The organism is Paraburkholderia sp. BR13439, assembly GCF_040948805.1.
GTDB classification, from domain to species: Bacteria; Pseudomonadota; Gammaproteobacteria; order Burkholderiales; family Burkholderiaceae; genus Paraburkholderia; species Paraburkholderia youngii.
The window spans coordinates 40,587-59,565 of record NZ_JBFPKN010000022.1 but is presented as its reverse complement, the minus strand read 5'-3'; the positions used below and the strand labels follow the sequence as shown (position 1 = coordinate 59,565).

The 18,979-nt window shown below is 64.0% G+C and carries 14 protein-coding genes and 1 pseudogene; 10 read left to right on the top strand and 5 right to left on the bottom strand.

Annotation, left to right across the window (positions count from 1 at the left end; all coding sequences use genetic code 11):
• Positions 1-5 precede the first annotated feature (5 nt).
• From AB3X96_RS32970 to AB3X96_RS32945, 6 genes are all read left to right on the top strand, one after another.
• Positions 6-929 carry a 2-hydroxyacid dehydrogenase gene (locus tag AB3X96_RS32970; protein ID WP_368592951.1) on the top strand — a complete coding sequence of 308 codons (924 nt, stop codon included), beginning with the start codon at positions 6-8 and terminating at the stop codon, positions 927-929.
• A gap of 94 nt (positions 930-1,023) precedes the next feature.
• The gene (locus AB3X96_RS32965; protein WP_368592950.1) at positions 1,024-2,118 is read left to right on the top strand and encodes a tartrate dehydrogenase; all 1,095 of its coding nucleotides are present in this window, start codon (positions 1,024-1,026) and stop codon (positions 2,116-2,118) included.
• Between the two features lie 89 nt (positions 2,119-2,207).
• Positions 2,208-3,686, top strand: a complete 1,479-nt coding sequence (locus AB3X96_RS32960; RefSeq protein ID WP_368592949.1) for an NAD-dependent succinate-semialdehyde dehydrogenase — start codon at positions 2,208-2,210, stop codon at positions 3,684-3,686.
• 2 nt (positions 3,687-3,688) lie between these two features.
• Positions 3,689-4,681: a M14 family metallopeptidase gene (locus AB3X96_RS32955; RefSeq protein WP_368592948.1), complete on the top strand. Its 993-nt coding sequence runs from the start codon at positions 3,689-3,691 to the stop codon at positions 4,679-4,681.
• Positions 4,678-5,022 (top strand): cupin domain-containing protein, encoded by a 345-nt coding sequence (locus tag AB3X96_RS32950; RefSeq protein ID WP_018435672.1) that lies wholly within the window; start codon positions 4,678-4,680, stop codon positions 5,020-5,022. Before AB3X96_RS32955 ends, AB3X96_RS32950 begins: the two co-directional genes overlap by 4 nt.
• 55 nt (positions 5,023-5,077) lie before the next feature.
• Positions 5,078-6,406 (top strand): NAD(P)/FAD-dependent oxidoreductase, encoded by a 1,329-nt coding sequence (locus tag AB3X96_RS32945; RefSeq protein WP_368592947.1) that lies wholly within the window; start codon positions 5,078-5,080, stop codon positions 6,404-6,406.
• A gap of 60 nt (positions 6,407-6,466) precedes the next feature.
• On the opposite strand, the gene AB3X96_RS32940 is transcribed toward AB3X96_RS32945, so the two are convergent.
• Positions 6,467-7,210, bottom strand: coding sequence for an IclR family transcriptional regulator (locus AB3X96_RS32940; protein WP_368592946.1), 744 nt, complete (start codon positions 7,208-7,210; stop codon positions 6,467-6,469).
• Between the two features lie 190 nt (positions 7,211-7,400).
• On the opposite strand from AB3X96_RS32940, the gene AB3X96_RS32935 reads away from it, so the two are divergent.
• Both AB3X96_RS32935 and AB3X96_RS32930 read left to right on the top strand, forming a co-directional pair.
• Entirely contained in the window at positions 7,401-9,440 is a 2,040-nt protein-coding gene (locus tag AB3X96_RS32935; protein WP_368592945.1) for a hydantoinase/oxoprolinase family protein, read from the top strand.
• Positions 9,441-9,469: 29 nt separating this feature from the next.
• Complete coding sequence (locus AB3X96_RS32930) at positions 9,470-11,479, top strand: hydantoinase B/oxoprolinase family protein (RefSeq protein WP_368592944.1); 2,010 nt, start codon at positions 9,470-9,472, stop codon at positions 11,477-11,479.
• 58 nt (positions 11,480-11,537) lie between these two features.
• On the opposite strand, the gene AB3X96_RS32925 is transcribed toward AB3X96_RS32930, so the two are convergent.
• The 3 genes from AB3X96_RS32925 to AB3X96_RS32915 form a co-directional block, all read right to left on the bottom strand.
• Entirely contained in the window at positions 11,538-12,155 is a 618-nt protein-coding gene (locus AB3X96_RS32925) for a LysE family translocator (RefSeq protein WP_368593027.1), read from the bottom strand.
• 442 nt (positions 12,156-12,597) lie between these two features.
• The gene (locus AB3X96_RS32920) at positions 12,598-14,223 is read right to left on the bottom strand and encodes a methyl-accepting chemotaxis protein (RefSeq protein WP_368592943.1); all 1,626 of its coding nucleotides are present in this window, start codon (positions 14,221-14,223) and stop codon (positions 12,598-12,600) included.
• Positions 14,224-14,330: 107 nt separating this feature from the next.
• Positions 14,331-15,458, bottom strand: coding sequence for a porin (locus AB3X96_RS32915; RefSeq protein ID WP_368592942.1), 1,128 nt, complete (start codon positions 15,456-15,458; stop codon positions 14,331-14,333).
• Positions 15,459-16,155: 697 nt separating this feature from the next.
• Here AB3X96_RS32915 and AB3X96_RS32910 point away from each other — a divergent pair.
• Together AB3X96_RS32910 and AB3X96_RS32905 are read left to right on the top strand one after the other, a co-directional pair.
• Positions 16,156-16,437, top strand: a pseudogene (locus AB3X96_RS32910) (DUF3579 domain-containing protein); the annotation flags it as partial.
• 584 nt (positions 16,438-17,021) lie between these two features.
• On the top strand, positions 17,022-18,380 hold the full coding sequence (locus AB3X96_RS32905; protein WP_368593026.1) for a 2-hydroxycarboxylate transporter family protein: 1,359 nt from the start codon (positions 17,022-17,024) through the stop codon (positions 18,378-18,380).
• Positions 18,381-18,468: 88 nt separating this feature from the next.
• Here AB3X96_RS32905 and AB3X96_RS32900 read toward each other — a convergent pair whose 3' ends face one another.
• Positions 18,469-18,957, bottom strand: a complete 489-nt coding sequence (locus tag AB3X96_RS32900; RefSeq protein WP_368592941.1) for an NUDIX domain-containing protein — start codon at positions 18,955-18,957, stop codon at positions 18,469-18,471.
• Positions 18,958-18,979: the final 22 nt, after the last annotated feature.

The window sequence follows — 18,979 nt, the reverse complement described above, 5'->3', positions numbered from 1 at the left end:
CGGCGATGACGGTCCTCTACAAGGCCGATCCGGTGCGTGGAGCGCTATGGGCCGAGCGCTTCGCGCAGCTCGCGCCCGAGATCCGGTTCCGGGTCTGGCCGGACCTCGGCGATCGCGCGGCCGTGCGCTATCTGGTCGCGTGGCAGCCGGGCGACCTCGCGCTCACGCTGCCGAATCTCGAAGTCGTGTTCTCGGTCGGCGCAGGCGTCGATCAACTCGATCTGTCGCAGATTCCAGCGCATCTGCCGGTGGTGCGCATGCTCGAACCGGGCATCGTCGAAGGCATGGTCGAGTATGTGACCGAGGCGGTGCTGGCGATTCACCGCGATCTGTTCGACTACGCGTTGCAACAGCAGGCGCGCGCCTGGCAGCCGTTGCCGCTCTGCGCCGCCGCGTCGCGCCGCGTCGGTGTGCTCGGCCTCGGCATGCTCGGCACCGCGGTACTCGAGCGTTTGCGGCTGTTCGGCTTTGCCTGCGCGGGCTGGAGCCGCTCGCAGCACGACATCGATGGTGTCGCCTGCTATGCGGGCGAGCCCGGGCTCGATGCGATGCTGGCCCGCACCGACGTGCTGATCTGCCTGCTGCCGCTGACGGACGCGACGCGCGGGCTGCTGTGCCGCCGGCTATTCGACGTGCTGCCACGAGGCGCGTCGCTGGTGCACGTTGGGCGCGGAGCGCAACTCGTCAGCGGCGATCTGCTCGATGCGCTGCGAAGCGGGCAGATTCATAGCGCGGTGCTCGACGTCACCGACCCCGAGCCGCTGCCCGCGGACCATCCGCTGTGGACGCAGCCGCGCGTGCGCATCACGCCGCATATCGCGAGCGCGACGCGGCCCGAATCGGCTGTCGATGCGGTGCTGGAAAACCTGCGTCTGCATCGCGCCGGTGAGCGCATGAACGGCCTGATCGACCGGACTCGCGGCTACTGATACCGATGCACGGCCCGACACCAGAACGCACCCTCAATTGGCGATCCGCGCGGCGTCGGCAGACAGCGCGCGATCAACGCAAGGAGAGACACGTATGACCCGCAAATACCGCATTGCCGTCATTCCCGGCGACGGCATCGGCACCGAAGTGATGCCCGAAGGCCTGCGCGTGCTGGACGCCGCCTGCGAGCGCTTCGACATCGGCATCGACTACCGCCATATCGAATGGGCGTCGTGCGACTACTACGCGCAATATGGCCAGATGATGCCCGACGACTGGAAGCAGCAGTTGCAGGACTGCGATGCGATTCTGTTCGGCGCGGTCGGCTGGCCCGACAAGGTGCCCGACCATATTTCGCTGTGGGGGTCGCTGCTGAAGTTCCGCCGCGAATTCGACCAGTACGTGAACCTGCGCCCCGCTCGCCTGTTCGAGGGCGTGCCCAGCCCGCTCGCCAACCGCAAGCCCGGCGATATCGACTTCATGATCGTGCGCGAGAACACCGAAGGCGAGTATTCGTCGGTGGGCGGCACGATGTTCGAGGGCACCGAGCGCGAAGTGGTGATGCAGCAGTCGATCTTCACGCGCCACGGCACCGAGCGCGTGATGAAGTTCGCGTTCGAGCTGGCGCAGCGCCGTGCGAAGAAGATCACGGTTGCGACGAAGAGCAACGGTATCGCGATCAGCATGCCGTGGTGGGATGCGCGCGCCGATGAAATGGCCGCACGCTACCCCGACGTGAAAATGGACCGTCAGCATATCGACATTCTGTGCGCGCGCTTCGTGCTGAACCCCGATCGTTTCGACGTGGTGGTTGCGTCGAACCTGTTCGGCGACATCCTCTCCGACCTCGGTCCGGCGTGCACCGGAACGATCGGCATTGCGCCGTCAGGCAACCTGAACCCCGACCGGCGCTTTCCGTCGCTGTTCGAGCCGGTCCACGGCTCGGCGCCCGACATCGCCGGCAAAGGCATCGCCAATCCGGTCGCGATGATCTGGTCGGCCGCGATGATGCTCGACTTTCTCGGCAACAGCACCGGTGTCGAGCGCGATGCGCACGACGCCATCGTCGCCGCGATTACGCAAGTGCTGAAGGACGGCCCGCGCACGGGCGACCTGGGCGGCAGCGCATCGACCACGGAAGTCGGCGCGGCGATCGCGGCGCGCGTCGCCAGCGCGAGCCGTCGATAGGCACCGATCACTGACAGCGCAGACCGCATGCCTGCCCGGCGCGTGTCGGGCGCTCCGCCGCCGCATGCCAACCGCACTGGAGATCCCAGATGAGCACGAATCTCGAACAACAGGCCCGCGCGCTGATCCGCACGGACAACTTCATCAACGGCGAGTGGGTCGCGGCCGCGAGCGGCCGCCGCTTCGCAGTCACCGATCCGGCAACCGGCAAGCTGATCGCCGAGGTGGCCGACAGCGGTCCCAGCGACGCGCGCGCGGCCACCGACGCCGCCGCCAAAGCGCTGCCCGCATGGCGTGCAAGGCTCGCGAACGAACGCGCGGCCGTGCTGCACCGCTGGCACGCGCTGATCGTCGCGAATCGCGACGCGCTCGGCGCGCTGATTTCGCTCGAACAGGGCAAGCCGCTCGCCGAAGGGCGCGGCGAGGTCAGCTATGGCGCGTCGTACGTCGCGTGGTTCGCCGACGAAGCCAACCGCATCTACGGCGATCTGATTCCACAGCAGCAGCGTGGCAAACGCATGAGTGCGATCAAGGAACCGATCGGCATCGTCGCCGCGATCACGCCGTGGAATTTTCCGCTCGCGATGATCGCGCGCAAGATCGCGCCGGCGCTCGCGGCAGGCTGCACGGTCGTCGCGAAGCCCGCTGAAGACACGCCGCTCACCGCCATCGCGCTGGTGATGCTGGCGCACGAGGCGGGCGTGCCAGCCGGCGTGCTCAACCTGATCTCGGCCTCGCGCGCCGGCGCGTCGGAGACGGTCGGCGAATGGCTCGCCGACAGCCGCGTGCGCAAGATCACGTTCACCGGATCGACGCTCGTCGGCAAGCACCTCGCGCGTGAATCGGCAAGCACGCTGAAGAAGCTTTCTCTGGAACTCGGCGGCAATGCGCCCTTCATCGTATTCGACGACGCCGACCTCGATGCCGCGGCCAATGGCCTGCTCGCCGCGAAGTTCCGCAATGGCGGGCAGACCTGCGTGTGCCCGAATCGCGTGTACGTGCAGCGCGGCGTCTACGAGCATTTCTCCGCGCTGCTGTGCGCGAAGGTGGCCGAGCTGCGGGTTGGCCCCGCGAGCGATCCCGCTTCGCAGATCGGACCGATGATCAACGAACGGGCCGTGGACAAGATCGCGCGTCATGTCGATGACGCGCTCGCGAATGGCGCGGTCGTGCTGACCGGCGGACGGCGGCTCACCGAACTGGGACCGCACTACTACGCGCCCACGGTGCTCGGCAACGCCACGGCGTCGATGGCGTTGTGCGGCGAGGAAACCTTCGGCCCGGTCGTGCCGCTGTTCCCGTTCGACAGCGAGCAGGAAGCGGTGCAGGCCGCGAACGACACGCCGTTCGGGCTCGCGTCGTATTTCTATAGCGAGAGCATGCGCCGTATCGAGCGCGTGTCGCGCGCGCTGGAGGCGGGTATCGTCGGCATCAACGAAGGCGCGCTCGCCTCGGAGGCGGCGCCGTTCGGCGGCGTGAAGGAATCCGGCTATGGTCGCGAAGGATCGAAGTACGGACTGGATGACTATCTGTCGATCAAGTATCTGTGTCAGGGAGGACTGGAGTAAACATGCAAGCCTATCCGATCGAAGTCGAATTCCCGGACATCTCGGCGCACGCCGAAGGCAATACGGGCATCGCATACGTGCACACGTTCGACTCCGGCCAACCCGGACCGCACGTGATGATCAACGCGCTCACGCACGGCAACGAAGTGTGCGGCGCGATCACCGTCGACGCGTTGTTGCGCGGCGGGCTGCGGCCGCGGCGCGGCAAGCTCACGCTGTCGTTCGCGAACGTCGCCGCCTACGCGCGTTTCGATCCGGCAACGCCCGACAAGGCGCGCTTCGTCGATCAGGACTTCAATCGCGTATGGACCGCCGCGAAACTCGACGACGTTACAGCGCGCTCGTCCGAACTCGATCGTGCGCGCGCGATGCGGCCGGTGATCGACACGGTCGACCTGTTGCTCGATCTGCATTCGATGCATGAAAAAAGCGCGCCGCTGATCGTCGCCGGCCCGCTGCGCAAAGGTGCGGAACTGGCCGAGCGGCTCGGCGCGCCCGCCACCGTGATCCAGGACGAAGGCCATCCCGAAGGCCGCCGGATGCGCGACTACAAAGGCTTCGGCGACGACGCGAGCGCGAAGAACGCGCTGCTGATCGAATGCGGCCAGCATTGGGAAGCCAGCGCGGTGACGGTCGCGCGCGACTGCACCGCACGTTTTCTGTTGCTCTCGGGCATCGTCGACGCGGCGGATCTGCCGTCCGGCTGGATCAGGCCGCTGCCCGATGAAATGCGCATCGTCCGCGTGACCGAACCGGTCGTTGCAAAGAGCATGGACTTCCGCTTCGCGGGGCCCTACACCGGGCTCGAAACGTTCGAGCACGCCGGCACCGTGATCGCCTGGGCCGATGGCCAGCCGGTCGCGACGCCGTACGACGACTGCATGCTCGTGATGCCGTCGCTGCGCCAGTTGCGCGCCGGCGTCACCGTGGTCCGGCTAGGCCGGATCGAACGCCGTATCGACCTGCGCTCACGCCAACAGGAACAAACCACATGAAAGTCCAGCAGATCAGGCAAGCGGCGGAAGTCACCGCCCTCGAGGATTGGGGAACCGCCGGCCTGCCCGGCACCGAGCCGTCACGCGTAGCGGGACGCCAGTACGTGATTCCGGGTCATGACGCGGTCGACACCGGGCTGTTCGAGTGCTCGCCCGGCACCTACAGGCGCTCGGTCAAGCAGGCGGAGGTCATGCATTTCATCAAGGGCAGCGGCACCTTCACACCCGACGGAGAAGACACGATCCGCTTCGCCGCCGGCGACACGCTGTTCTTCGAAGCCAACACCGAAGGGCTTTGGAACATCGACGAAACGCTGCGCAAGATCTACGTGATCTTTTGACTGCAGCCACACGCACCCGGTAATCGCCGCTCACATCCATCATGGTGGCTCGAACATGCTAAGAATCGACGAAGTTTCGAATAGCGACGGATTCCCCGCTCGCTGTGACGTCGCGGTGATCGGCGGCGGCATTATCGGCGTCAGCACCGCTTACGAGCTCGCGCGGCGCGGCGTATCGGTCGTGCTGCTCGAGAAAGGCATCATTGGCGCTGAACAATCGGGACGCAACTGGGGTTGGGTGCGTCAGCAGAACCGCGATCTGCACGAGTTGCCGCTCGCGATGCAAAGCCTCGCGCGCTGGAGCGAGTTGAGCGACGAACTCGGCGAAGACATCGGCTTCAGGCGGGCCGGCATCCTGTACGGAAGCGAGCAGTCCGCGGACGTCGCGCAATGGGAAACATGGCTCGGCAAGGCCCGTGCGCTCGGCTTCGATAGTCAGTTGCTGTCGGCTCGCGAACTGGCGGCGCGCGTTCCCAATGGTCAGGCGAAGTGGGCAGGCGGCGTGTGGTCGCATTCCGATGGACGCGCCGAGCCGTCGAAAGCGGCGCCCGCCATTGCGAGAGGCGCGCAACGGCTCGGCGCGCGTGTGCATCAGACCTGCGCGGTTCGCGGACTCGATATCAGCGCGGGCCGTGTCTCCGGTGTATGGACCGAGCGCGGCCTGATCGGCGCGAGCAGCGTCGTGCTGGCCGGCGGCGCGTGGAGTGCCCTCTTCTGCCGGCGTCATGGCATCGATCTGCCGGCGGTCAACGTGATCGGCACCGCGCTGCGCACGGCCGAAGCGCCGGCCGTGATAGACGGGTGCTTCTCCGGCCCGAACTTCGCGATGAGGCGGCGGCTCGACGGCGGCTATACGATCGCGGTCCCCGGCTACGGACGCATGGAAATCTCGCCGCAGAACCTGCGGCACGCGGTCAAGTTTCGCAAGATGTTCCGCAGCAAACTCAACAAGAAGCTCAAGTTCCGGATCGCGCAACCGTTCTTTGGCGGCCCCGAAGGGAGTGCCGACTGGCGTAACGACGACATCTCGCCGTTCGAGCTAACGCGGGTTCTGAATCCTGTGCCCGATGCCGAGTGGCCGACCCGTGCGCTGGAAAACGTCGCGACGGTGTTTCCCGAGCTGTCGGGATTGCGTGTCGCGCATGCTTGGGCCGGCGCAATCGACACGACGCCCGATCTGGTGCCGGTGATGTCGCGTGTGGACAGCACGCCCGGCCTCGTGATCGCGTCCGGGTTCAGCGGTCATGGCTTCGGGTTGGGACCGGGAGCCGGCATGCTGGTTAGCCGCATCGTGACCAATGACGCAACCGGGATCGATATGCAGCCCTACCGGTTGACGCGCTTTAGCGATGGAACCCGGCTGGCGAGTCCTGAGATGATGTGACGACCCGCGCTGCGCGTCGGGTCATCTGTTCGAGTTCATTGAATTGTTCTGTGAGCGCATTCACGCGAGGCTGCCCCCGCTGATCTCGTTCGCCGTGCGTCTGACCGCGCGGCCCCATTCGTCGATGTTGTCCGGATTGAAGCGCGATCCCGGCATCGAAAAGCACACGCTGGCCACAACGATGCCGTTGCTGTCGAACACCGGGGCGCCGATCGCGTAAATCGCGTGGCGGTATTGGCCGAGGTTCATCGAATAGCCGCGTTCGCGAATGCGCTCGAGTTCCTCGCGAATCAGCGCGGGGTCGTTGAGCGTGTTTTCGCCGTACTTCGGCAGGTCGCGGCCGAGGATCGCATCGACCTGCGCGCCGCTCATGTGCGCGAGTACCGCGAGGCCGTTCGCGGTCGCATGAAATGGCGATACGCTGCCGATCGTGTAGGCGGTGCGCACGACCTGCTTGCACTCGGTTTCCTCGATCAGGACCATCGCCGTGGTGCCGTCCGGGATCGACAAATGAACCGTTTCGTCGACGAGATCGCACAGGTCCTGCATCGGCTGACGCGCGGCCTTCTGCAACGCGCCGCCCTTCAGCGCACTCGGCCGCACGCCGACCACCCGCGCGCCGATTTCCCAGCGCGTCGACTCGCTGCCGGCCTGCCTCAGCCACCCAGCCTCCTGAAACGTCATCAGCACGCGCTGCACGCTCGACTTCGGCATCTTCAGCAGCTTCGACAGTTCGCTGACGCCGATCGGCTGATGCTGCGCGATCGTCTCGATGATTTCGATGCTTTTCAGAAGGCTGTTCACTTTTGATCCCCTTGCGACCGCAAATATCGCATGCTAACTTGTACCGTATCAGAGAACATCGTGCCGCATTGTGGCACAAATCACCGGACGTGCAAAGGCTGCTTTTTCATTCACCAATCGCTGTGGGAATCAGAGTCGTTGACGCGACGCAGACGCGAATGGTCCGCGAGGCTTACCTAAAGGGACGGCAATGGGCTTGAGAATTGGAGTGGATATCGGCGGATCGTTTACGGACTTCGCCGTGCTGGACGACGAGACGCGCACCACGCGCACGCTGAAAGTGTTCTCGCGGCCGGATTCGCCGGGCAGCGAAGTGATCGACGGCATGCAAGGCCTGAAAGCGCGCTTCGGTATCGATCCGCACGAAGTCGTGTACTTCACGCACGGCACGACGGTCGGCGTGAACTCGGTCGTGCAACGCAAGGGCTTGCGCCTCGCGCTGATCACGACGCGCCATTTCGAGGACGTGCTGGACATCGCGCGCCTGAAGATCCCCGACATGTACAACCTGATGTCGCGGCGCCCTGAACCGCTCATCACGCGCGATCGCGTATTTGGCGTCGATGGCCGTATGCGCCCCGACGGCACCGAGGAAGCGCCCATCGACGAAGCGAGCGTGCTCGCCGCGCTCGAAGCGCTGCAGGCGGCGCATTGCGAAGGCGTCGTGATTTCGCTGCTGCATTCTTATCGCAATCCCGCGCACGAGCAGCAGGTCAAAGCGATCATCGAGAAAGCGGCGCCCGGGTTTTTCGTATCGTGTTCGCACGAAGTGTGGCCGATCATCCGCGAATACGAACGCACGGTCACCGCGACGATCGGCGGCTACGTGCAGCCGCGCGTGTCGCAATACCTGACGCGCTTGCAGGCCGCACTTGCCGAAAGCGGCGTCGGCGCGGACCTGAAAGTGACGAAGTCGAATGGCGGCGTGATGAGCGCCGAGCACGGCAAGCGCAATTGCGTGCAGATGATCCTGTCGGGCACCGCCGCGGGCGTGATCGGCGCGTCGTATCTGGCCGGCATGTGCAAGATCAAGGACTGCATGAGCCTCGACATCGGCGGCACGACGGCCGACGTCGCGCTGATCGTCGATAGCAAACCGCAGTATGCGACCGGCGAGTACATCGGCGACTTCCAGATTCATATCCCGTCGGTGTCGGTTTCGTCGATCGGCGATGGCGGCGGCTCGATCGCATGGGTCGACGATTTCGGCGTATTGAAGGTCGGTCCGGAAAGCGCCGGCTCGAACCCGGGTCCGGTCTGCTATGGCCGCGGCGGCACACGCCCGACCATCACCGACGCGTTCGCGGTGATCGGCGTGCTGGGCCGTGCGTCGCTCGGCTATAACGCGGTGCAGGTCGACGTCGAAGCGAGCCGCCGCGCGATCGAACCGCTCGCGCAACGGCTCGGTATCGACGTGCATCGAACGGCGGCCGCGATCATCGACGTCGCGGTGTCCGGCATGTACGGCGGCGTGAGCCGTATCGTGTCGCGCTTCGGCATCGATCCGCGCGCATTCTCGCTGATGCCGTTCGGCGGCGCGGGCCCGATGCTCGGCGGCTTCCTTGCGCGCGCGCTGAACATGCGCCATCTGATCGTGCCCACCACGCCGGGCGTGCTGAGCGCGCTGGGCGGCCTGATCGCCGATACGAAGAACGACTTCGTGCGCACCACCTACTACCCGCTCGACGCCGCTTCGCTCGACAAACTCGCCGGCGACCTCGCGACGCTCGAAGCGCAGGCGCGCGAGTGGATCATCAACGAAACCGGCTCCGACGCAGGCGCGGAAATGCTCGTCTCGGCCGAGATGCGCTACCGCGGCCAGTCGTTCGAAGTCGACACACCGCTCGATCCGCAAGCCATTCGCAACGGCGACATCGCGACGATCGGCGCCGCGTTCCACCGCGAGCATCATCGGCTGTATGGCCACAGCGACGCGAGTTCGCCCGTGCAGGTCGTGGCGCTGCGCCTCGTGATCAGCCTGCCGACACCGAAGCCAGAGATGCCGAAGATCGCGCTCGGCGAAGGCGCGCCGCGCGTCGAGGCGCTGATCGACGTGTATCTGGACGGCGCCTGGCGCAAGGTGCCGCTGTACCACCGCTCGGTGCTGCTCGCCGGTCATCGCTTTCACGGCCCCGCGATCATCGCGCAGGACGACACGACGACCTGCGTGCTGCCGGGCTTCGAAGCCATCGTCGACGAATACGGCAACCTGCTGCTGTCGGCTCAGTGAAGCGCCAGTGATATCGGAAGGACTAGACCATGACATTCAATCGATCCGTTCTACAGATCTTCGCCAATTACTGCGTCGCGGCCGCGGAAAGCATGGCCCACACGCTGATGCGCACCGCGCACTCGGCGTTCGTCAAGGAAACCGAAGATTTCTCCTGCACGATCATGACGCCCGCAGGGCTCACGTTCGCGTCGCCGAAAACGCTCGGCGCGACCTGGTATCCGGGCCTCGACTTCGGCTCGGTGATCGAGGCGATCGATCACTATGAGCCGGGCGACATCGGCATGACCAACGACGCGTACAGCGGTTACGTCGCCACGCACACCCCCGACGTGATGATGTGGAAGCCGGTGTTCTACAACGGCGAGATCGTCTGCTACGTCGGCGGCCACATTCACAACACCGACATGGGTGGCGCGGTGCCCGCGTCGCTGTCGCGCACGCTGACCGAGATCTATCAGGAAGGCATTCGCTGGGCGCCGACCAGGATCGTGCGCGCGGGCGTGCTCGACGAGACGCTGCTCGACCATATGGCGATCAACGTCCGCGCCGCCGAGCAGAATCGCGGCGACCTGAAGGCGCAAATCGCGATGCTGATGACCGGCGAGCGGCGTGTGCTGGAAATCATCGAACGCTTCGGCATCGACGATTTCAAGGCTGGCATGCACGCGATGATCGACTACTCGGAAGAGCAGGCGCGGGCGATCGTCGCCGGCATGCCGGATGGCGAATATTTCTTCGCCGAGTACGCCGACGAGGATGCGGTCAACGGCAAGCCGCTGCGCGTCGCGCTGAATCTGAAAGTGCAAGGCGAATCGCTGGTGCTCGATTTCACCGGCAGCGACCCGCAGCTCAATTCGTCGCTGAACATGCCGACCGGTGGCAAGGAGCGGCACGTGCTCGCGCTCGTCGGGCTCAATTACGTGCTGTATTCGCTGCACCCGGATCTGCTGCTCAATGCGGGCATGCTGAAGGTCGCGCGCTGCGTGCTGCCGGAAGGCACGATCATGAACTGCCTGCCGCCCGCCGCGGTCGGCATGCGCAGTCTGACCTGCAAGGTCGCGCAGAACGTCACGTTCGGCGCGTTCTCGATGGTCTGTCCGGACCGGCTGCCCGCGTGCCCGGCCGGCGGCATGTCGATTCTGAACGTGCGCACCGTCGATAGCGACGGACGCACCGTGATCGCGGCAATCGGTCCGGTCGGCGGCGGCGCGGGCGGCATGATCAACGGCGATGGCTCGGACGCGTCAGGCGCCAACGTCGCGTTCCTGCGCAACACGCCGGTCGAGATCAACGAAGCCGAGGTGCCGATCCGCATCCTGAAGTACGGCATGGTGCCGGGCAGCGCGGGCGCGGGACGTTATCGCGGCGGACTCGGCACCGTGATGGAGTTCCGCGTGTTCTCGCCGGGCACGCTGGTGACCGCGCGCAATCGCGACCGCTCACGCTTCGCGTCCTGGGGCGTGCTCGGCGGCAAGGCGGGATCGACGTCGCGCTTCACGCGCAACCCGGGCACCGTGCAGGAAGAGAACCTTGGCGTGACCGATCTGGTCGTGTGCGACCCAGGCGACGTGATCCGCCTCGAAGGCTGCGGCGGCGGCGGTTATGGCAACCCGTACGAGCGCGATCCGCGGATGGTCGCGACCGACGTGACGCGCGGCTATCTGAGCGAAGCGGATGCGCTGGCGCTGTACGGCGTCGTACTGCGCGCCGGCGAAGTAGATATGGAAGCGACCGCTGCGCGGCGCACCGAACTCCAGGCGAACGCGCCGCGCACGCCGGCCGCGCACTTCGATTACGGCGCGGCGCGCACCGCCTATGAAGCGCGCTGGACGCGCGAGCGCTACGCGGTGTTGACGGAAATCCTGGCCGGTGTGCCGGTCGTGTGGCGGCACTTCCTGAAGCACAAGATCTTCGACGCGTTCGATGCATGGGAAGCCGACGGCCGTCTTGATCCAGGCGGGCAGTCGATCAGCGACATCTTCCGCGAGGTCGCGGGCAAATATCCGCAATTGCTCGAAGCGCAGCGAGCCGCATAGCAGGGACGGTCGCCCACACGCAGAGCGGCCGTTCAGATGGGCTGCGCCGGGCACTTTGTTAACGAAGTGCCTGCCGGATTCCCAGCGCAATCATGAGCCCTCCACAGGTGAGGTCAATCCATGCCTTCGCGCGACGATACGCCGTCGCGATCACCGTGTGCGATAGAACGAGCGCGACTGCTCCGTACCAGCACGTCGCTGATGCACCGACAGTAGCAAGCATCGCGAAGAACGTCGGCATGGAAACGTGGGTGGGCACCGCCGAGGAAAAGACCGCCGCATAAAAGGCGATCGACTTCGGGTTCGCGATATTTGTCGCGATGCCTTGCAGGAACGCGGCACGAAACAGAGGCGCCTTCGTTGGGTGACGTGCTCCCGAGGGGGTTGCCCGCGCCGACACAACGAGCCGCAGCCCGAACCAGATCAGACAGGCCGCGCCAGCAAGCCTAACGCCGACACCGAGCCACGGGAAAATAGCGAACACCATTCCGATACCAAGGATGGCACAAGTCGCCCAGAACAGATTCACCGTCACGATCCCGGCGACAAGCGCGAGCGCATCGGAGCGTCTGCCGGCGACCGCCTTGTGAGTGACTGCGACGAAGTTCGGCCCGGGTATGACGACAGCCGCCGCATACACGGAAAAGACGATCGCGATAGCAGACCAATCAACCATTGGTAGCCTCAGTGAAATGTGGTTGTACAAACCGTGGAGTTGCTTCATCGGCTTGTATTCTGAAGCAATTCACGAATGGCCGCTGTGGGCTGAAAGCGGGCTCGTCGCACATCAACACACTGCCGCAGTACTGGATTGCGTTTCCCGGCCTCGGGCATTGACAGGCAAGCGCCGAGGTTGGCAGTGCTCGTCATCACTGCGTTCGATGCGGGACATCGCCGGGGAACGGATACGGTGCGTGAGGACCCGGCCATTCTGGCGCGGGCGGCCCGCTCAACGCATTGCAACCACTTAAGCCAAAGAGAACCATGCCGGCAAGCAAACCGGTTGCAATGCGGCGCAGCATCGCTCGAGTGTCCATGTTGCACCTCCACGCACGTCACTGTCATGCAGTTGGATCTTCAATTGCCGCACAGGTTGCGCTGCGATGGCGTGCGCATCGTCATGCGCACGCGGGCGAAAGTGCGGCAACCCGCTCCGGCCGCTTCCCGGTTGGCTCGCCGGAAGACGCGAGCGGCTCGCTCATCCGGAACACCGCGACCGCGCCGTCGAGCGCGGCCGCCTGCTCCTCGAGCGATGCCGCGGCAGCCGCAGCCTGCTCGACGAGCGCGGCATTCTGCTGAGTCGCCTTGTCCATGTGCGTGACCGCGCGGCTGATCTGCTCGATGCCCCGTGACTGTTCTTCCGAAGCCACGCTGATTTCGCTCACGATACGGGTCACGTTGCGCGCAGCACCAACGATCTCCGACATGGTCGCGCCGGCGCGTATCGCCAGTTCGGACCCATTCTCGACCTTCGCCACCGAACTGACGATCAGTTCCCTGATCTCTTTCGCGGCGGCCGCCGAGCGCTGCGCCAACGCACGCACTTCACCCGCCACCACGGCGAATCCTCGTCCTTCATCGCCGGCTCGCGCGGCTTCCACGGCGGCATTTAGTGCAAGTATGTTGGTCTGAAAGGCGATACCTTCGATCGCGCCGATAATGTCGACGATCCGGTTCGATCCCGACGACATGTCGGCGATCAGGTCGATCACCTGATCGACCACTTCGCCGCCACGTGCCGCGATTCGCGACGCGTTTTCAGCGAGCGTGTTGGCCTCGCGCGCGTTGTCGGCGTTCTGACTGACCGTCGCCGTCAATTCCTCCATGCTCGCGGCCGTCTCCTCCAGCGTCGCCGCCTGCTGTTCGGTGCGCGCCGACAGATCGGCATTGCCGCTCGCGATCTCTCGCACACCCTGTGCGATTGCCTCCGTGCCGGAACGAACCTGACTGACCGCGGCAACGAGACTCTGCTGCATGCGGGCCAGCGCGGCCATCAGGCGCCCCATTTCGTTGGCGCGCACGCCGCCGATCTGTCCCGTGAGGTCGCCGGCCGCGATTCGTTCGAAGTGGTCGATTACGGCGTCGATAGGTCGAAGAATCGCTGCTTTCACCATGAAGCGCGTGCAGAGGCCAAGCACCAGCGCGACCAGCCCGATTGCGGCGAACACCCAGCACAGTAAACGGAAGTGCTGTTGGGCCGAGGTAAAGCGTGCTTCCTCGTGCCTCATCTGGAAGTTTTCGAGCGCAGATTCGGCATGCTTATAGTCGCTGAACACCGCATCGGGTGCCTGCCGTTCCGTGCTCCGGAAGGTGATGAAATCGTTCTGGTCGAGCGCAGTGACTTCAGGTAGAAGCACCTGTTTCAGCAACTGCTCGCGCTTTGCGCGCAGCGCGTCGGTCAGCGCCTTCTCGTCGTCGTCCGACGCAGGCTGCGCGAAATAGGCCGCCAGTTCGCGATCGCTGTCCGCAAGCCCGGCATGGACGCGAGCGAGCACCGCATCAGTGGGCTTTCCCTGTGCCACGAGCGTTTCGTAGGCGCCGAGATCGACGCGCACGTTCTGAAGCGCCTCGCCGCTCGCGGCGAGGTGGCGCATCGCAACGGTCTGTTCGGCGTACATCTTCTCGAGCGCCCCGTTCGTGGTCTTCAAACCGGCGACGGATATCGCGATCACGAACATCAACGCGGCTGTGTAGCCGGCGATGGTCACGGTGAGCGCGGTTCTGATAGACGTATTGCTGAACATGCCTCTCCCTCGCCTGCTGAAATGAAAAAGCGGCCGCGGAAAAGTCCGCGACCGCTAGCTAAAGAACGTCAATCGAAACGGATGCGCTGCGAGTCCGTGTTTCCCGATCAGAATCGAGTACGCACACCCGTGGTCAGTTCGAGCTGGTTCGTCGCGCCGAACGTGGTGCCGACCGTGTAGCCGCCATGCAGCCTCATATAGTCGCCGGCCAGATACACTTCGGTGCGCTTTGACAGATGATAAAACGCGGACCAATACAGCGTTTCCTTCCAACCGTCGTGCAAGCCCGAGGTTGGGTCGAATGCGCCGATGTTCGCATTCGGAATATCACCGTCGGTGTTATACGCGGCATTCTTCACGCGCATCTGCTGATAGCCGAGTTGGTAATCGAGCGGACCCTTCGGCGACAGCTTGAGCGACACGGTCCACGCGTTATCCTGACGCTGACCCAGCGCGCCCTGATTGCCGAGATAACGGAAGTAGCCGGCGTTGGCACGCAGAATTCCAAACACATAGTTGCCGCCGACCGAGAACGACTGGTTCGTGTTGCCTTCGCGGTTCACGTGGCTATAGAAGCCCGACGCGCTGAACGGGCCGCCGTTATAGCCCAGTGCAACCTGGTAATTCGCATTGGTGCCGAAACTCGTCTGGTTGCCGAACGCGTAACCTGCACTCGCAAAGATGCCATTGTCGAACAGCTTCTTCCATGCGACGCCGTTTTCATAGCGCGTGCCGGTTGCGCTGGCCGCGTAGAAAATCATCTGTTTGAAGTTGTTGGCGTTCGTCCAGCCGCCCTCTTCCGTCGTCAGCCGCGCATTGCCATACGGATCGCCATAGATCGCCGAAGCATCGCGCGCAATGGTGTTCTGAAAGCCTGCCGTAATTTTGCCGAACGTGTCGTTCTCGATACCGACCCACGCATCGCGGTCAAAGATTTGACCCGGATCTTCCATCTGGCCATTGGCGACAACGAATTCGCTCTCCAGTCGGAAGATGATCTTCGAGCCGCCGCCAATGTCTTCGGCGCCCCTCATGCCCCAGCGGCTGCCGCTAAACCACGGCTCTCCCCCAATGCCCATGCCGATGACGTGATTCCCGTTGGCATCCGCGTGGGACTGGTAAGTCGGCACGCTCAGATCCATCAGCCCATAAAGCTGCACGCTCGACTGCGCGTGCGCGCCGCTTGCCCCGAGTGCGCTGACCGCGACGGCCAGCGAAAGATATTTCGTCTTCAAGATGTCTCCTCAGACTACTGTGTTGAAATTGTGTTTTCCCTGCACACGATTGCGTGCGTCTCAAGGTCCCTGCAACCGGTTCGGTATGCGAATGTTGGCAATGCTAGTCATCCAAATCCTTCACCTTCCTTTCCCGTGTCATTTATGCAACACAGTGGCTTCACTGATATACACGACGACGCTTGCACCGATTATTCGGATTCCACTTGTGATGAGGCGAGGACGCCCTCGACCTGTTTCGGGCTCACAAACTCGTTCGTATCCGTTCTGCCCAACTCCTGGTGAGCTTCGTGATACTGCCCACCATGGTCGTGATCTGCCGCTCTCCGCGGCTGCCGCGTGCTGCGAGGCAAGGCTGAACAACAGGCTGGAAGCCGCCGCAATGACGAGACACACTTAACTTCGATTGCGTCGGTGGCGGGATTGTCGGAGCGCCAACCCTTCTCCCGGCTTTCACGGTCAGGACCTGCATTTAGGGGATTTCCATGAAATGGCCTGCGGATTTGCTCATGGAAAACCCCCATCGGAACGTGCAGTGGCTGAAAGCGTTCAGAAGGTTCCACGCTCCTAGAATTGCATCATCGATTGCGGGGACCCCATCGTGCTTTCAACGCCGGAACGCGATGCTGGATGAGCCCACGCAATCACAGTGCTTATACCTGCTACCTGACGACGCGCATGCCGCGATAGCCGCAACATGACTACCGATGGCATCGAACACCACCTGATCCGCGGCGTGACGTCGCAGCGCAAGCTCTTCCGTCCGGGCGACTGGGCCGAGCGCCTCGCGGGAGTCGTTGCACTGTTCGTAGGCGAACGCTGCGCAGGCAACCCTATAGCCAGCACACGGCTCGCGATGCCGGTCGTGGAGCAGGACATCAAATGCCTACGTATCTCGAACGAATTGCGACGTATCTGTCCGGACGGATTTGATTTTGTGATGCGCTTTGCCAGCGACAACGACCTGATGGTCGATATCTGCCGCGCGCTGGACGATAAGCCCGGACGAGATCCGCAACCTGAGCGGCAGACATCTGGAAGCAAGGCAAAGGATCGGATGAATGAGTTGCCGGTTCCAACCGCCGCTACCGTTGCTACAGAGTCAAGCGGCTGATGCGACCGCCAGGAGAAGGCTGTGGAGACACTCACGGGAGTACGTTACACCTACGCATGCGCAGCATGCGGATACCGCGGGAGCGTAGTTCGTCCGGACGCGTCGCATGCGAGAAAGCTGGCCATTTGCGCGCGGTGCGACGGACAGGTGTGGCTCGGCGTTGATGACGCAACCGCCCGGGAGCAAGCTTCGGCAGTCTTCTCACCGCGAAGACATCAGCAAACCCAAGACGCGGACGATGCAGAAGCTCTGCATTGCAAATAATTCCGAGTTGATCCGTTGTTCGATCCGGCATGGCGTATTGCCTGGGTAAGCGCGCGCGTGCGCCTTTCAGCCAGGGGCTTTTTGTCATTCCGGTTCCGTTCACTCATCGGATACCACTTCGACCGTATCGAAACGCGACGCCGGCATACATTCCCGGCATCAAATCAAGGAGTCGTATTTTGTCCATCACCTCACCTACGCCGAAGCACTCACCGGCGGCGGCCGCGCAGCGGTCCGACAACGTCACTCGATTCTGGCCCGAAGGCTGGTGGAAGCTGATGGAATACAGAATCGGCATCATCCCGCTGCCGGTCTATTTCATTCTGCTCGCGCTAATTACCGGGTTCGCGGTGACGGGCAAGATCCCGGGTGAGATTTCAATGGCGATCGCCGTGCTGGCGTTCTTCGGCTTCACCTGCGCGGAACTTGGCAAGCGCCTGCCGCTTCTGCGCAATATCGGCGCGGCCGCGATCTGCGCGACGTTCGTGCCTTCCGCACTGACTTACTATCACCTGTTGCCCAAGCCAATTCTCGGCCTCACGACCGAGTTCACGAAGCAGAGCAATTTCCTTTATCTGTTCATCGCGTCGATCATCGTCGGCAGTATTCTCAGCATGGACCGGCGCGTGCTGATCAAGGGCTTTCTCAAGATCTTCGTGCCGCTCGCGCTGGGTTCGCTGGCCGCATGCATCGTCGGTATCGCGGTCGGCTCGGCATTCGGACTCGGCGTGCGTCATACGCTGCTGTATATCGTCGTGCCGATCATGGCGGGGGGTGTCGGTGAAGGCGCCATTCCGCTGTCGGTGGGCTATTCCGAAATCATGCATCTGCCGCAGGGCGAGCTGTTTGCACAAGTGTTGCCGCCGGTGATGCTCGGCAGCCTCACCGCCATCGTGCTCGCCGGCGCACTCGACATGCTCGGCAAGCGCTTTCCCCATCTCACCGGCGAGGGGCGCCTGCAACCCGGAGAGACGGACGAAATGGATCCTGAAGAGGAGGAGATTCGCGGTCATATCGACGTGACGCATATCGCGGCGGCCGGCATCACGGCGATCACGCTGTACCTGCTTGGCTTGATGTGCCGCAACCTGTTCGGTCTGCCCGCACCGGTTGCCATGCTGTTCCTCGCGGTGCTGGTCAAGCTGGCGCGTGCGGTCTCGCCGCAGTTGCAGGAAGGCGCATTCGTCGTCTACAAGTTCTTTTCGACCGCGGTGACATATCCGCTGCTGTTCGCGATCGGCGTCGCCATGACCCCATGGGACAAGCTGATCGCCGCGTTCACGTTGGCCAATATCGTGACGATCGTCGCGACCGTGGCGACACTGATGGGCACCGGCTTTCTGGTTGCGCGCCGGCTCAAGCTCTACCCGATCGACACGGCGATCGTGAATGCATGCCATAGCGGCCAGGGCGGCACAGGCGACGTCGCGATCCTGACCGCGGCGAACCGGATGCAACTGATGCCCTTCGCGCAGATCGCCACGCGAATCGGCGGCGCTATCGTCGTCACGCTGACGCTGATCGTGCTCGCGCATATCGAATGACGCGTTACTGGCCATGGCCCCGCGATGGTCGCGCAACGCGCATCGCGCGGGGTCCGGCGTCACACCGACCGCGCGCCGGGCGGCTCGGCTAGCGGCGCACATCCCTGCGGAGATACGCAGCGACCGCGCCTGTCACCGCGAAGCCGGGCAATTCCTGCGGCGACGCCAGATGCACGGCGACGATCTCGCGATGATCCAGCCGCAGTTCGGGTAAGTGATCGACGCGCATTTCGAAGAAATGCACCCGGTCCCTTCGCCCATCCCACTCGCCGGCTGCGCTGCCTGCCGGGAGTAACGGGTGAAACGCGAGCCCGATCTCCTCGGCCATCTCGCGCAGCGCCGCGGCAGCAGGTGTCTCACCGGCCCGGACGCTGCCGCCCGGGAACCCCCATTCGGCACGGTACGATGACTTCAGCAGCAACAGCGACTCGCCGACGTAGATAGCGACTAGCGCGCCCTCATGGCGAGGCCGCCGCAAGTGCCACCATGCGCGGGCGAGCGGAAATCCGAGGCGAAACGCGATGCGCCAGACAGAGTCGATCAGCGCAGTCAGCCGCGTGCGCTCAGAATTCGGCATCGGGTCTGTCCTTTCCTGTCAT